This is a genomic window from Kribbella voronezhensis (assembly GCF_004365175.1).
In the GTDB taxonomy this organism is placed as follows: domain Bacteria; phylum Actinomycetota; class Actinomycetes; order Propionibacteriales; family Kribbellaceae; genus Kribbella; species Kribbella voronezhensis.
Map to the genome: position 1 here is coordinate 5,671,500 of NZ_SOCE01000001.1, position 13,565 is coordinate 5,685,064.

Annotated in this window: 14 protein-coding genes; 9 read left to right on the plus strand and 5 right to left on the minus strand. The window is 68.5% G+C overall.

Translation table 11 applies throughout. The features are described 5' to 3' along the window. The first annotated feature begins 123 nt into the window (after nucleotides 1-123). Nucleotides 124-945 carry a MerR family transcriptional regulator gene (locus tag EV138_RS26500; RefSeq protein WP_133981451.1) on the plus strand — a complete coding sequence of 274 codons (822 nt, stop codon included), beginning with the start codon at nucleotides 124-126 and terminating at the stop codon, nucleotides 943-945. 6 nt (nucleotides 946-951) lie between these two features. Next, the gene (locus EV138_RS26505; protein ID WP_133981452.1) at nucleotides 952-1,302 is read left to right on the plus strand and encodes a VOC family protein; all 351 of its coding nucleotides are present in this window, start codon (nucleotides 952-954) and stop codon (nucleotides 1,300-1,302) included. A 3-nt stretch (nucleotides 1,303-1,305) separates the two neighbouring features. Here EV138_RS26505 and EV138_RS26510 read toward each other — a convergent pair whose 3' ends face one another. Continuing rightward, nucleotides 1,306-2,052 (minus strand): AlkZ-related protein, encoded by a 747-nt coding sequence (locus tag EV138_RS26510; RefSeq protein WP_133981453.1) that lies wholly within the window; start codon nucleotides 2,050-2,052, stop codon nucleotides 1,306-1,308. A 144-nt stretch (nucleotides 2,053-2,196) separates the two neighbouring features. On the opposite strand from EV138_RS26510, the gene EV138_RS26515 reads away from it, so the two are divergent. From EV138_RS26515 to EV138_RS26540, 6 genes are all read left to right on the plus strand, one after another. Further along, complete coding sequence (locus EV138_RS26515) at nucleotides 2,197-3,072, plus strand: helix-turn-helix domain-containing protein (RefSeq protein WP_166678687.1); 876 nt, start codon at nucleotides 2,197-2,199, stop codon at nucleotides 3,070-3,072. Next, nucleotides 3,069-4,355: an FAD-binding oxidoreductase gene (locus tag EV138_RS26520; protein WP_202866831.1), complete on the plus strand. Its 1,287-nt coding sequence runs from the start codon at nucleotides 3,069-3,071 to the stop codon at nucleotides 4,353-4,355. Before EV138_RS26515 ends, EV138_RS26520 begins: the two co-directional genes overlap by 4 nt. A gap of 9 nt (nucleotides 4,356-4,364) precedes the next feature. Next, nucleotides 4,365-4,958 (plus strand): dihydrofolate reductase family protein, encoded by a 594-nt coding sequence (locus EV138_RS26525; RefSeq protein WP_133981456.1) that lies wholly within the window; start codon nucleotides 4,365-4,367, stop codon nucleotides 4,956-4,958. After that, nucleotides 4,955-5,875: an NAD-dependent epimerase/dehydratase family protein gene (locus EV138_RS26530; protein ID WP_133981457.1), complete on the plus strand. Its 921-nt coding sequence runs from the start codon at nucleotides 4,955-4,957 to the stop codon at nucleotides 5,873-5,875. The genes EV138_RS26525 and EV138_RS26530 overlap by 4 nt, the downstream gene beginning before the upstream one ends. A 30-nt stretch (nucleotides 5,876-5,905) precedes the next feature. Next, nucleotides 5,906-6,553, plus strand: coding sequence for a DedA family protein (locus tag EV138_RS26535; protein ID WP_133981458.1), 648 nt, complete (start codon nucleotides 5,906-5,908; stop codon nucleotides 6,551-6,553). Nucleotides 6,554-6,653: 100 nt separating this feature from the next. Beyond that, entirely contained in the window at nucleotides 6,654-7,268 is a 615-nt protein-coding gene (locus EV138_RS26540) for an NADPH-dependent FMN reductase (RefSeq protein ID WP_133981459.1), read from the plus strand. Nucleotides 7,269-7,356: 88 nt separating this feature from the next. Here EV138_RS26540 and EV138_RS26545 read toward each other — a convergent pair whose 3' ends face one another. The 4 genes from EV138_RS26545 to EV138_RS26560 all read right to left on the minus strand — a co-directional run bounded on the left by EV138_RS26545 (nucleotide 7,357) and on the right by EV138_RS26560 (nucleotide 12,335). Next, nucleotides 7,357-9,858 carry an ABC transporter permease gene (locus EV138_RS26545; protein ID WP_166678688.1) on the minus strand — a complete coding sequence of 834 codons (2,502 nt, stop codon included), beginning with the start codon at nucleotides 9,856-9,858 and terminating at the stop codon, nucleotides 7,357-7,359. Next, nucleotides 9,855-10,640, minus strand: coding sequence for an ABC transporter ATP-binding protein (locus EV138_RS26550; protein ID WP_133981460.1), 786 nt, complete (start codon nucleotides 10,638-10,640; stop codon nucleotides 9,855-9,857). Before EV138_RS26550 ends, EV138_RS26545 begins: the two co-directional genes overlap by 4 nt. Nucleotides 10,641-10,766: 126 nt before the next feature. After that, nucleotides 10,767-11,678, minus strand: a complete 912-nt coding sequence (locus tag EV138_RS26555; protein WP_133981461.1) for a phosphotransferase family protein — start codon at nucleotides 11,676-11,678, stop codon at nucleotides 10,767-10,769. A gap of 63 nt (nucleotides 11,679-11,741) precedes the next feature. Then, complete coding sequence (locus EV138_RS26560; RefSeq protein ID WP_133981462.1) at nucleotides 11,742-12,335, minus strand: TetR/AcrR family transcriptional regulator; 594 nt, start codon at nucleotides 12,333-12,335, stop codon at nucleotides 11,742-11,744. A 95-nt stretch (nucleotides 12,336-12,430) separates the two neighbouring features. Between EV138_RS26560 and EV138_RS26565 the strand changes: the two genes are divergently transcribed. Next, nucleotides 12,431-13,456, plus strand: a complete 1,026-nt coding sequence (locus EV138_RS26565) for a hypothetical protein (protein ID WP_133981463.1) — start codon at nucleotides 12,431-12,433, stop codon at nucleotides 13,454-13,456. Nucleotides 13,457-13,565: the final 109 nt, after the last annotated feature.

The window sequence follows — 13,565 nt, forward strand, 5'->3', positions numbered from 1 at the left end:
GTTCGGGTGTCCACCCGAGGACACCAGCAGAGCGACCACGCCCGCGCCCCCGGGTGGTGGTCGTTTCTGCGTTTCCGAGGGTGGTGTTGACTCTCCGGTTGCCGGAGGGTGGAAGCTTTGGGCATGACCGCGTCGGTGACTATTGGTGAGTTCTCCCGGCTCACCCATCTCAGTGTCAAGACCTTGCATCACTACCACGAGATCGGGCTGCTGGCGCCGGCTCGGGTCGACCCCTCGTCGGGGTACCGGCGTTACGACACCTCGCAGGTCGATGTCGCGCAACTGATCCGGCGGCTGCGCGACCTGCAGATGCCGCTCGCCCAGGTGCGCGAGGTCGTCGAGGCGCCCGATGTCGCCACCCGGGACAAGACCTTGCGCCACCACCTGGACCAGATGGAGCGCGAGCTGGTCCAGACCCGGGAGGTCGTCGCCTCGCTCCGGTCGATGCTGACCCTGCCGGTGACCGAGTTGTCCGTCGAGTACCGCTTCATGCCGGCGTTTCGTGCGTACGGCGTGCGCGGTCACCTCGAGCGGACCGCGATGGATCCCTGGTTCGAGATGACGTTCGGCCGGCTCGGTGAGCTGGCGGCGAGCCGGCAGATCGCGGCCACCAGCGGAGCGACGTACAGCAATGAGTTCTTCACCGAGGATGCCGGTGAGGTGGTCGCGTTCCTCCCGGTCGCGCCCGATCAGGAGCCGGCCGACGGCGTCGAGCTGATCGACCTGCCCGCCGGGTACTTCGCGATCGCACGCCATGACGGGCCGTTCACCGACTTCGACCGGACCTACGGCGCCCTCGGCAGCCACGTCGCGGAGTACTGCCAAGTCGCGGACGGGCCGATCCGCGAGCTCTATCTGGTCAGCCCGGGCGAGACCGACGACCCGGCCGACTTCCGTACCGAGGTCTGCTGGCCGATCCAGCAGCTCCCAACCCTGAAAGGCTGAATCACCATGCCCATCACCCTCGAACACGTCACCTTCGACTGCACCGACGCGGCCGCGCTGGCCGGATTCTGGGCCCAGGTCCTCGAATCCAGCGTCGATGACGGGGCGAACGAGTTCTTCGCGACCGTGGACAAGGAGGCCGACGGACCGGCCCTGATGTTCATCCAGGTGCCGGAGGAGCGGGCCGGTAAGAACCGGCTGCACATCGACTTCGCGAGCACCGACTGGGCCGCCCAGGTCGACCGCATCGTCGGGCTCGGCGCCAAGCGGGTCGGCGAGTACGACGAGTACGGCGCCCACTGGGTCACCCTCGCCGACCCCGAAGGCAACCTCTTCGATCTCGCCGAGGTCCGCTGACGGTTACGAGGGCCGATACCGGTTGCCGTCGGCAACGGCGTGGCCGGTGTCGGCCAGTTCGCCGAGGACAGCGCGCGCCTGGGCGCTTGACCAGCGGAAGGCGCGGGCCAGTTCGGTGGGGGTGGCGGTCAGCATCGTGTCGAGGTACTGCGCTGCCGCTGCCCTGTGATCGGTGCCGCCACCGACGTCGAACTGCTCGCAGGTGAGAGTGAGCAGCGCCGCCGGCCAGCCGTTCGAGCTTTCCTGTACGCCGGCCGTGGTGACCAGCAGATTCTTCTGGAGTTCGCCGATCGCGCGCTGGTAGCGGTTCTTGTCGCCGAGAAGTTGCCGCAGGGTGGCGCTGGACAACGGCTCGACCGCGAGGGCCGCGGCGATTTCATGGGCGGCCGGCGAGAGGTCGAGGCGCTCGTGGTCGTCCAGTTCACCGTCGCCGGGGTAGAGCGCGGCCAGCAGGGCAGGGGACAGGAAGGAACCGCGGCCGCCGAGATAAGCGCCGTACCAGGCGAGGCCGCGGCGGGGGAGTTCGTCCTTCCAGGTCCAGACGCGTTGCTCGTTCTCGCCCATGCCGCTGCCGAACGGTTCGTCGTCCTCGTCGGCGACCGCCTCCCACAGTGACGGAGCGATCGGCTTCGGCGCAGGGAAGAGCAGCGCGAAGCCGACGTCGTCGATGAACTTGCCGGCCCGCTCCACCGAGCCGATCCGGCGACCACGGACCCACCAGCGCCGAGCGAGTTCTACTGCAGAAGGCATCTACTGATCATCCTGTTCCAGGTGGGCATCGAGGCGTCGAGGCGGCAGTTGCCACCCAAGGAATATAGATCCGCCCTGGTCAGGCTGCCCGCGATGAGGAGCGCGAGAGCTTTCGGTGGGCCGGTTCGGTGTCAGGATGGCGGGGTGGAGTCCTACCTCGAGCGGGCGCCGGTGGCGGCATTGGCGGGGGTGGTGCGGACTGTGTGGATCCAGCGCACCGGCCCGACGGCGTACGCGCAACGGCATTTGCCGACCGGCGGTGTGGAGCTTCACTTTCCGATCGGTGGGCGGCCGCAGTTGCTCGGTCCGTTGACCGGTGCGGAGGTCGAGATCATCCCGGCGCACACCACGATCGTCGGCGTGCGGTTCCAGCCGGGCACTCCGCCGCCGCTGCCGACAGTGCTCGACGATCTGGTGGACCAGCGGCTCGGGCTGGCTGACTTGTGGCGCGGATCGGCGGATCGTCTCGCGGAGGCGATGGCATTGGCCGGTACGCCGGAACGGGCGCTCGGGATCTTGCAGGCCCACTTGGTCCAGGCGTTTCGCAGTTCGGACTCCGATCGCTTGGTGCGTGCGGCGGTCCAGGCGCTGATGCCGTGGCAGCCGGTCAACATCGACGCGCTGGCCAACCACCTCGCACTCTCCAGCAGCCAACTGCGCCGCCGGTGCCTGCAATCGGTCGGGATGACGCCCAAGGTGCTGCAGCGGACGCTGCGATTCCAGGGATTCCTCGCGCTGTTCCAGGCCGGTGCGGCAGCGTCCGGTCGGCGCGGAGCCGACGGCACAGCGGGGCTGGCGATCGACGCGGGGTACGCCGACCAGGCCCACCTCAGTCGGGAATGCCTCCGCTTGACCGGCCTGACGCCACGGGAGTTCCTCGGCGCGAACGCCGACCGCTGCGCCTGCGACCACGACCACTCGGCGTCGTACCGGACCTACCTCGCCAGTCGTCCGGTGCCTGAGCTTGCGCGATTTGTTCAAGATTCGGCCGGCCGGAAGCTCGTAGTTTCGGGGGCGTGACAGAGCTCATCGATCGCCTCGACGGCGAACTGTTCAGTCCGGACTCACCGGGGTACGACGCGGTTCGCCGACCGGTGAATGTGGCGTTCCAGGGCCGGCGCCCGAAGTACGTCGTACGGTGCCGCTCGGTCGCCGACGTCGTCGCCGCGCTGGCCTTCGCGCGTGCCACCAGTGAGCGTCTCGTCCCCCGTGGCGGCGGGCACTGCTTCGCGGGCCGGTCTTCGACAGACGGGATCGTGCTCGACCTGTCGGGCCTCGACGGCATCTCGGTGGCTGCGGACGGGACCGCGACCATCGGGGCCGGTGTCCGGCTCGGGCAGCTCTATGCGGCGTTGCATGCGGAGGGTCGGACCATCCCCGCGGGGTGTGGTCCGACTGTGGGCATCGCTGGTCTCACGCTTGGTGGCGGTATCGGTCTGCTGGGCCGCAGGTACGGGCTGACCTGCGACCACCTGGTCGGGGCTCAGGTGGTCCTCGCCGACGGCAGCGTCGTGGACTGCGACGAGGACCACGAACCCGAGCTGTTCTGGGGTCTGCGGGGTGCGGGTGGCGGTCAGTTCGGGGTGGTCACCGTACTGCGGTTCGCCACCGTCCCGGAGCCGACGGCGACCTACCTCGTGGCGCGCCTGCCGATCACGGCACCCGAGGAACTGGTGGCGACGTGGCAGACCTGGGCGCCGGACGCGCCGGACGACCTCACGGTCAAACTCGTCGTCGCAGCGGAACCAGGCCGGCCCCTCGAGCTGACGCTCATCGGCGCGTCGCTGCTGGCAGAAGGACCGACTCGATCGCTTCTGCGGGAGTTCGCGGAACCTTCCGCGCTGGAGGTGCGCAGGATGCCGTACAGCCTGTTGAAGGAGGCGTTCGACGATCCGCGCGGGCTGCCCGCGATCCGGCTGAGATCGGAGTACTTCTCGCGGTCGATGACCCCGGGGACTGTCGCTGCTCTACTGGGGGCGCTTGACGGCGGCGACGGCCCGCGTGAGCTGAACCTCCACGCGATGGGTGGCGCCTACGGCCGGGTTGCCGAGGACGCCACTGCCTTTGCCCACCGCAACGAGCGCTTCCTGCTCGAGCACGTCGGCGCGGTCACCGATCCGTGGGTGGACGTCTCCTGGTCGATCGCTCACCCGGAGGGGTCCGGACGCGTCTACCCCAACTTTCCCGATCCGGCGCTCGACGACTGGGCCACGGCGTACCACGGGGGCAATTACGCCAGGTTGCAGGCGATCAAGCGCGCCTATGACCCGGATCGGTTCTTCGACTTCCCGCAAGCCATCTGAAGGAGAGCAATGAGCAAGGTCTTGAGTGCTCTGTCCGTCTCGGTGGACGGCTACATCACCGGCCGCGATCCCGGCGAGGGGCGCGGGCTCGGTGACGGATCGATGCTGTTCGACTGGTACTTCGACGGGGACACGCCGAGTCAGGTGTTCGACGGGTTCAAGCTGAGCGAACCCAGCGCCCGAGTGTTCGACGTCGCGGCCGCGCGGGTCGGTGTGAGCCTCGTCGGCCGCAACACCTACGACGATTCCGGCTGGATCAACGGCGGAACCCCGCACCCGGACGCACCACTGGTCCTCCTCACCCATCACCCGTTGCCGGAGGAGCGGGAGCGGCAGACGGTCGTCACGACCGGGATCGAGGACGCCGTGGCGGCGGCTCGTGAGCTTGCCGGTGGCAAGGATGTCGCTCTGATGGGTGGTGGCGTGGTGACGGCGGCACTGGCCGCGGGGCTCGTTGACGAGCTGATCCTGCATCAGATCCCGATCCTGCTCGGCGCCGGCAGGCCGTACTTCCAATCGCTGCCGGAGCACGTGAAGCTCCGGCTCATCGAGGCCGTGCCGGCACCGGGTGTGACGCATCTGCACTACGAGGTCGTCCGATGATCCTCGTCACGGGAGGACTGGGCATGATCGGCGCCCACACAGCTCGCGCGCTGGTGGACCTCGGCGAGGAGGTGGTCGTCACGACGTACCGGCGTACCGAGGTGCCGTCCTTCCTTGACGGGAAGGTCGCGGTGGAATCGCTCGATGTGACCGACCGGGACGCGTTCCTTGCTCTCGGCAAGCGTTATGAGATCAGCGACATCGTCCACCTGGCCGGCACGATTCCCGGCGAGGATCCGGTCGGCTTCTTCCGTGCGGACCTGGCCGGGCTGCTCAATGCGCTGGACGCCGCCCGGAGTTGGGGCGTCCGGAGATTCGCCGTGGCGAGCAGCATCGGTGTCTACATCGGGCGGAACGAGATTCCCTGGCACGAGGAGCTCGACCTGCCGTCGGCGGACCTGCCGCATCTGATCATCGCCTTCAAGAAGGCGGTCGAGCCGATCACCACGCACAGCCTTCGAGGCACCGGTGTCGAGCCGGTGCTGCTGCGGATCGGCAGCATCTGGGGACCGCTGATGGACCCCGAATCCGCGTTCAGCCCGCGGCCGCCGTACATCAGCGCCGTCCTCCGCGGCGAGAAACCACAAGCCCTGTACGCCGACGACGGCGGCGACTGTTGCTACGCCCCCGACGCCGGCCGCGCGATCGCCTTGCTGACAACAGCGGAGACCCTGCGGCACGAGATCTACAACGTCTCCAACGGCCGACCGTCCACCTACCGCGAGTTCGTGGACGCCGTCCAGGCGGCGGTTCCCGACGCTCAGGCCAACTTGCTGCCAGGCCGGCAGAACGGGCCTGGCGACGATCCGTACCTCGACATCACCCGCCTCACCGAGGAGACCGACTTCAAGCCTGCCTTCGACACCACCGCGGCCGTCGCCGACTACATCAGTTGGCGCACAAGCAATCCCCGTTGAGAGTTTCTGCTGTTCGGTACTGTGAAGAAGATGACCACGCTGCAGGTGACGCAGGAGCCGACCGGGGGAGTGGCCGGGTGGGCTATCGACTTGATGGAGAAGCTGGGGGCGCCGGGGGCCGGGCTCGCGGTGGCGCTGGAGAATCTGTTTCCACCGTTGCCGAGTGAGGTGATCCTGCCGCTGGCGGGATTCGCGGCTGCGCGGGGTGATCTCGGGCTGGTCAGTGCGATCGTCTTCACCACGCTCAGCTCGGTCGTGGGGGCGCTGGCTCTGTACGGCGTGGGCGCGGTGCTTGGGCGGGATCGGACCCGCGGGCTGGCCGCGAGGCTGCCGTTGATGAAGGTCGAGGATGTCGACAAGGCCGAGGCGTGGTTCGGTAGGCACGGGCCGAAGGCGGTGCTGATCGGCAGGTTGGTGCCCGTCGTGCGGAGCCTGATCTCCGTGCCTGCCGGGGTGGAGCGGATGCGGGTGGCGGTCTTCTTGGCGCTGACCGCGGTTGGCAGCCTGGTCTGGAACTCCGCACTGATCGTCGCCGGGCACCAACTCGGGGAGAAGTGGCACCTGGTCGAGTCGTCGATCGGGGTGTTCCAGTGGGTCGTGGTGGCCGGTGCGGTGCTCGCGGTCGGCTGGTTCGTCACGGTGAAGATCCGGGCGAAGGCGGAGCCGGACAGATCATGAGAGTCCGGCCCAGGTGTTCGGTATCTGAGAAAGTCAAGTGAACCGCTAGACTTTGGCTAGGCTCGGAGTCTCACCCCCGAACCGCTGGGAGCTGTCCCCGATGCCATCGATCGCTTTCGAGCCCCGGATCGTGCCCGATCCGCCGGTCTGGCCACAATCAGTCGTCACCGTGGTCGGCAATCCCAAACCAGGTTCCCGGACCGCGGCAGCCGCCGCCTCCGTGGCCGAACTGCTGGCCGGCGAGCTCGGTACGCCGTACCGGATCACCGAGTTGGTCGACCTCGTCACGTTCGCCCCCGCGATCTTCCAGGGGGAGGCGGCCGCTGAGGCGGACCGGACCGCGCTGGACGATGCCGTCGACCTGGCCTCATCTGCGTCGGTGCTGGTGCTCGCGACGCCGGTCTACAAAGGCAGCTACACCGGGCTGCTGAAGAGCTTTCTCGATGTTCTGCCGCATCAGGCGCTCGCGGGTTCGGTCGTCGTACCGGTGACGGTGTCGGCCGCGCCAAGCCACAAGTTGCTGGCCGACATCCACCTGCGACCGGTCCTCGCCGAACTCGGCGCCAGCGTGCCGACGCCCGCGGTCGCGCTGGAAGAACGCGACCTGGAGGATCTCCAGCTCGCGGTGTCCGCGTGGGTTCGCAAGCACGCGGGGTTGATCCAGGCCACGACGATCGCCTTGCAGCCGGTTCCGGAGCCGAATCCGGTCAAGTGATGAGGACCTGCTCCACCGAAGTGGAGCAGGTCCTCGGAGGCGTGCGGCGGATGTCTCACCGCAGGCCACCAGCCGCCGCGGGGGATGGTCAGTCGGCGCGAGCGGCTGCTTCGGCCGGGCGGGTGCGCAGGGTGGCGACCGCCGGTAGCAGGATCGAGGAGAAGGTGAGCGTTGCGGCGACGCCGATGATGACCAGATAGATCCACAGCGGTCCACTCGGCACTGCCGAGGTGGAAACCGTTGCGCTGAAGGGGATCAGCGTTGCCAGCGCCACCAGCGTTCCGAGGATGATGCCGGCCAGGGCCACCAGGAAGCTCTCGGTGGTGAGCATCCGTAGTACCTGGCCACGGGTGGAGCCGGTGAGACGTTGCAGACCGAGTTCGCGCCGACGACGCACGGTCGCCGAGGCGAGAGTGTTCACGATCGAGACGGCCGTGTAGGCGATCAGCATGCCGACCAGCAGGTAGTTCACCCAGGCCTGCGTCTTGAGATCCGCGCTGTTCCCGGCGATCAAGGCGTCCCGATCGGAGACCTGTACGCCGGGATGCCTGGCCGCGAGCGCTTGCAGTGGACCGTTGATCTCGGCACCGGTCTTGGCCCGGACCAAGAGCTGCTTGGCCAGCCGGTCCGTGGTGTGCGTGGCCAGCAGCTCGGCCGGCAGCACGATGCTCTCGTAGCCGCGGTCGGCCGCGAAGGTCGCCACGACCCGCAGGTCCACGTGCGCCCCGTCGCCAAGGGTCATCTTGATCGTCGATCCGACGCCTCGCCCGATCTTCGAGGCGACGTAGTCGGGCAACGCGACCGTCGTACCGGCCAGCCCTTCCAGCGATCCCGAGGTGACCTTCACCGGCGCGGCACCATCATTGCCCTGGGCACTGATTCCTCGCAGCGGTGCGCCGTCCTCGTCGAAGGGTGCGTTCCGCGGCTCGTCGATGACTCCGGTGCTGGTCACGTACGCCGAAGCGCTCGCGACCCCCGGCTGTTTGCGAACCTCACCGAGCAGCGCGGGATCGAGTCCGCCCGCGGTGGAGACCAGGACCGCGTCCGCCCGCAGTTCCTTGGTGAACGCCTTCTCGGACGCGTGCACCTGCGTGGTCTGCATGTAGATGTTCGAGGTGGAGATCCCGACCGCGAGCATCACCGGCATCACCGCGGCCGACATCGCCACCGATCGCGCCGTGACATTGAGGATCGCGAGCCGCCCGTTCACCCGGCTGACGGCGTACAGGGGCCAGCGGAGGACCGCCAGCACCGCCTTGGTCCAGAACGGGCCGAGCAACGCGATCCCGATCGCCCAGCAGAGGACGGCCGGCCCGGCGGTCGCACCGGCGAGTGGGCCGGTCATCACTGCCACCGTGACGATCACCAGCGCCAGACCGCCACCGGTGAACAGCAGCCCGAACACGAGCCGCACCCAGCCGAACCACTTGCGCTGCAAGCCGGCTTCGAGCAACGCCTCGACCGGACGGATCTTCGCGGACTTGCGGGCGGCGATCAGAGCGGCACCGATGGCAGCCAGTACCGCGGCGCCCGCACCGGCCGCGAACGGGATCAGGCCCTGGCGGTACTCGACGGCCGCCGAGGCGACCCCGTTCGCCGCCAGCCGGTCGAACAGGAACCGGCCGAGCCACAACCCCGGCACCGTCCCGACCACCACGGCCGGCAGCGACACCAGCATCGCCTCACCGAGAATCATCCGCCGGACCTGGCCCGGCGTCGTACCGATGCCGCGCAACAGAGCGAATTCGCGCTCGCGGTGCTGTGCCGACAGCGCCAGCGTGGAGGCGACCACGAACATCATCGTCATCGCCGCGATCCCGCCGAACGACCCGGCGATCGAGATCAGCGCGGTCTGGAAGGTCGCCGCGTCGGGATGCTCGGCCGATCCGCGGTCGACGCCGCTCATCACGGTGACGTCGCCGATGGCCTTCAGGTGCTTCTTCACCTCTTTCAGATCGGTGCCTGGAGCAACCAGTACGCCGATCGCCGCATAGGTCCCCGGTCGCCCGGACAGCCGCGACGCCTCGTCGTTGGAGAAGAACGTGTGCCCAGCGGGCCCTTGCGCAATACCCCGGACTACGAACGGCGTCGGCCGGCCCTGAGCCAGCAAGGTGACCTTGCTGCCCACCTTGGCGTGCACGGCAGCGGCGGTCGAAGCGTCCAGAACGACCTCGTTCGCGCGGGCTGGCGCAGTACCGGATTGCAGCTTGTACGGCGCCAAGCGGGCCGACGACCAGTCGTGGCCCTGTCCGCCGGCACCGTTCGCCAGCAGCGGAGCCGGGAAGGTCAGCGAGCCGATCGCGTCCTTGACTCCGGCCACCGACCGGATCTTGGGCAGCAACGAGGCGTCGAGGTCGACCTGCTCGGTGAGTGGGGTGGCGTCCTCGGCTCCGGGCCGGAGATGAGTTTGCTTGCCGGTGACAACCAGGTCGGCAGCGGCCAGCCGCTGCGGCGGAACGTTCGACCGGATGCCGGTCTCCAGCAGACCACCGCAGGCCATCACGATCGCGGTACCGAAGACGACGGCCACGAAGGTCGCGATGAAACCGTTCTTGCGGAATCTCAGGGTGCGTACGGCCAGTCGCATCATCGGACGACCGCCCGCAGCCTCGCGGCGGCCCGCGCGCCGAGGTGGGTCAACCGGTCGGCGACCTGCTCGGCCGTCGGCGCGACCAGGCTGCCCGCGAGCATCCCGTCGGCGAGGAAGACCACCTGGTCGGCGTACGAGGCGGCGACCGGGTCGTGGGTCACCATCACGACGGTCTGGCCCTGCGTGCGGACCGGCTCGCGGAGGAGTTCGAGCACGTCCGCGGCGGTCTGGGTGTCCAGCGCGCCGGTCGGCTCGTCGGCGAAGATCACCGCGGGCCGGGCGACCAGCGCGCGGGCGATGGCGACGCGTTGCTGCTGGCCACCGGACAGTTCGCCGGGACGGTTCTTGTGCTTGTCACCGAGGCCTACCCGGTCGAGGACCTCGCGGACCTGGGCACGGTTGGTCCGGCGGCCGTCGAGTTCCTGCGGCAGCGTGACGTTCTGCCAGACGGTCAACGCCGGCAGCAGGTTGAACGACTGGAAGACGAAGCCGATCCGCTCGCGGCGGAGTTCGGTCAACTGGCGCTCGTTCAGGTCGGCCAGCGGCTGGTCGTCGATGACGACGGTGCCCGACGTCGGCCGGTCGAGGCCGGCCGCGCAGTGCAAGAAGGTGCTCTTGCCGGACCCGGACGGGCCCATCACCGCGGTGAACGTCCCGCGGCCGAAGCTGATGCTGACGCCGCCCAGCGCGACGAGGGTGTTACCGCCCTTGCCGTAGACCCGGCGGACGTCTTGCAGAACGACCGAATCATCGGTCCTGGTGGTCTCTTGCTTGCGCCTCATGGCTACCCCTTGCGTACATCCCGACTGACGAGATCGACGCTACGGAGAGTCGGCGGCGCTCCCCAGGGAGCTGAGTAGCCGATCGGGGGTAGGCCTAGCACCCCTATTCGAGGCATACGAGGATGGTTACGACAGAGCGTCCAGCTCGCGCAGCAGGTGACGCCGGACCCGGCGCGACCTCTGCTCGTTCTCCGGCCCGTCGTAGCCTCTGGGTGTCGCCTCGATCACCATGATCAGGTAGAGATACACGCGATAGAGCGCAAGCAGCTCTCGATCCACCGGAGCGCCGTATCCCTCGAGCAGGTCGTCGTCCAGCTCGCTGAACAAGGTGAGCGAGACGAACTCGGCCGTCGGGTCACCCCAGAACGCCCGCTCGCCGTCGATCAGCCCGGTGATCCGGCCGTCCTCGACGAGGATGTTGCCGTCCCACAGGTCGAAATGGATCAGCGAGGCGGTCTGTACGCCGAGGAGCTTTTCCCTGCGGGCCAAGACCTTGGCGCGGATCTGCTCGGCGCGGCAGGGGAGCTCGACGTCGAAGTGGGAGGCGTCGCGGAGGATGTCGTCGATCATCGCCAGGAACGCCTTGTCCCAGCTGTCGACGAGTCCCTTTTGCGGATAGCCGAATCCGCCGTTGGTGATCTTGTGCAACTCGGCGACCAGGCCGCCGAGGTCGCGGCGAAGGCGGGGACGGTCGAGCGGTTCGGTCGCCGAGAACCACGTCGTACCGGGCAGTGCGGTCATCAGCAGGAAGTCGTCGCCGGCGTGAACGACCTCCGGTACGGGGACCTTGCCGCGGGCGGCTCGGTAGAACTCGGTCTCGGTCTGAATCAAGCCTTGTTCATAGGAAAGAACCGGCGCTGCGGGGTCGGGGGACAGCTTCAACATCAGGTCCCCGGCCGGCCGCAGGATCCGGTAGACGGTGTTGAAGGTGCCCTCGCTCAATTCCTCGTACGCCGTGACGCCGGTGGCCGGGTCGATCCCGGCTTCGGCGAGGAGCTTGTCCAGTCCGGCGTCGTCGAGTTGCCGCTTGTTGCTCATCTGAGTCCTTTGCTGCGCAGGAGGTTTCGGCCACCGACGCGACCGGGTGGCGAAAGGTGGGGATCACTTCAGCAGGGCGCTGAGACCGATGCTGAAGGAGCGCGGCGAGACGTCGCCGAGCAGCAGGCGCTGGAGCAGGAAGCCGGGGACGAGGGCGAAGAGCACCTGGCCGATGTAGTCGGGGTCCGCGTCGGCCCTGATCGTGCCGTCGGCCTGGCCGCGCTCGGCGACGGCGACGAACTTGCGGCGGAGCAGGGCGTACTTCTCCCGCGCGATGCCGGCGATCGCGTCGTTGTGCATCGCCTCGGCCCAGGCCTGCAGGGCGACTCTGGTGACGTCGCCGCCGGGTTGCTCCGCGATCTGGACGACGTGCTCGAGGGTTGCTTCCAGCGCGGCCACGGGGGTGAGGGGCTGGTCGCTCGCGAGGATGTTCTCGAAGAGTTTGTCGACGGTGCTGAGTGCCTGGTCGGCGATGGCCGCGACCAACTCGTCCTTGCTCTTGAAGTAGCCGTAGACGGCGCCGGCGGACAGCCCGGACTCGCGGATGACGTCGGCCATCGTCGTCTTGTGGAAGCCCTGCTCGATCGCGCACCGGCGGGCCGCGGCGACGATCTGGTCGTACCGGGCGGCGCGGTGTTCGACGGTGACCTTCGGCATGACCGAAACGTAAAACGAATGCCCGTTCTTGACAAGTCACCAAGCCGAGTCTGTAATAAAGAACGAACATTCGGTTTGAGAGAGGGAGTCCCGGAATGTCTGAGCCACTCGGTGGGCAATCGGGTGCGGAGGAGCGGCGGCCGCCGGTGGTGGTTGTGGTCACCCTGCTGACCGCTGTTCTCACGGTCTTGCTGATCGCGTTCGCGTGGCCGGCCGCCCGGTCCGAGCCGCGCGACCTGCCGCTGGCCGTGGCGGGTCCGGATGCCGCGGTCGCGCAGGTGAGCGCAGGCCTGGAGAGGGCCCGCCCCGGCGGCTTCGAGATCAAGGCGATGGCCGACCGCGGCGCTGCCGTCCGGTCGATCGAGGATCGGGACGTGTACGGCGCGATCGTGCTCGACCCGCAGAACCCCGAGGTGCTGACCGCATCCGCAGGCAGCCCGGCGGTGGCCCAGATCCTGACCCAGGTCGCGGCCGGCCTGGCTGCCCAGAACGGCGGGGTCGCACCGAAGGTGACCGACATCGTGCCGCTGCCGAAGGACGACCCCCGCGGAGCCGGTCTGGCGGCCGGGGCACTGCCGCTGGTGCTGGGCGGAATCATTGGCGCCGCCGCCTTGATTCAACTCCTGAAAAAAGAGCAGAACCGGGTGCCCGCTGCGATCACCTTTGCGGTCACCGGCGCACTCGCGCTGACCGCGGTGCTCCAGTTCTGGCTCGGCTCGCTCGAAGGCAACTACTTCGCCAACGCGAGCGTGATCGCCCTGTCGATCGCAGCGATCAGCCTCACCCTGCTCGGCCTCGAGTGGCTGCTCGGCGTCGCCGGACTGGCCCTCGGCGGAGCCACCATGATGCTGCTCGGCAACCCGTTGTCGGGTCTCACCAGCGCACCGGAGATGCTGCCGACCGGCTGGGGCGCGCTCGGCCAGTTCCTGCCGCCCGGAGCCGCCGGTACGGCGTTGCGCTCGGTCAGCTTCTTCGACGGGGCCGGCTCGGGGCGGCCGTTCGTAGTACTCGGGTGCTGGCTGGTGCTCGGCCTGGTGCTGTGCGGGCTCGGTGCTGCCCGCGACCGCAACCGGCGACCCGCAGTACACGGGCGTCACGAGGCGTCGGCCGTCACGGTCTGACCCGAGGGTCCCGAACCCGTTCATGAGCCGTTGACAACGCGGTGACCGGATCGTTACGAACCGGTCGCCGCGCAGTCGCGTTCTTGCGGGGACAACGTTGTCTACAAAC

What these genes read in the sequence shown, in the direction of transcription:
- EV138_RS26555 (WP_133981461.1), bottom strand. Translation starts at nt 11,678, where the DNA reads ATGAGCAACAAGCGGCAACTCGACGACGCCGGACTGGACAAGCTCCTC.
- EV138_RS26500 (WP_133981451.1), top strand. Translation starts at nt 124, where the DNA reads ATGACCGCGTCGGTGACTATTGGTGAGTTCTCCCGGCTCACCCATCTC.
- EV138_RS26540 (WP_133981459.1), top strand. Translation starts at nt 6,654, where the DNA reads ATGCCATCGATCGCTTTCGAGCCCCGGATCGTGCCCGATCCGCCGGTC.
- EV138_RS26545 (WP_166678688.1), bottom strand. Translation starts at nt 9,858, where the DNA reads ATGATGCGACTGGCCGTACGCACCCTGAGATTCCGCAAGAACGGTTTC.
- EV138_RS26535 (WP_133981458.1), top strand. Translation starts at nt 5,906, where the DNA reads ATGACCACGCTGCAGGTGACGCAGGAGCCGACCGGGGGAGTGGCCGGG.
- EV138_RS26505 (WP_133981452.1), top strand. Translation starts at nt 952, where the DNA reads ATGCCCATCACCCTCGAACACGTCACCTTCGACTGCACCGACGCGGCC.
- EV138_RS26560 (WP_133981462.1), bottom strand. Translation starts at nt 12,335, where the DNA reads ATGCCGAAGGTCACCGTCGAACACCGCGCCGCCCGGTACGACCAGATC.
- EV138_RS26510 (WP_133981453.1), bottom strand. Translation starts at nt 2,052, where the DNA reads ATGCCTTCTGCAGTAGAACTCGCTCGGCGCTGGTGGGTCCGTGGTCGC.
- EV138_RS26530 (WP_133981457.1), top strand. Translation starts at nt 4,955, where the DNA reads ATGATCCTCGTCACGGGAGGACTGGGCATGATCGGCGCCCACACAGCT.
- EV138_RS26525 (WP_133981456.1), top strand. Translation starts at nt 4,365, where the DNA reads ATGAGCAAGGTCTTGAGTGCTCTGTCCGTCTCGGTGGACGGCTACATC.
- EV138_RS26565 (WP_133981463.1), top strand. Translation starts at nt 12,431, where the DNA reads ATGTCTGAGCCACTCGGTGGGCAATCGGGTGCGGAGGAGCGGCGGCCG.
- EV138_RS26550 (WP_133981460.1), bottom strand. Translation starts at nt 10,640, where the DNA reads ATGAGGCGCAAGCAAGAGACCACCAGGACCGATGATTCGGTCGTTCTG.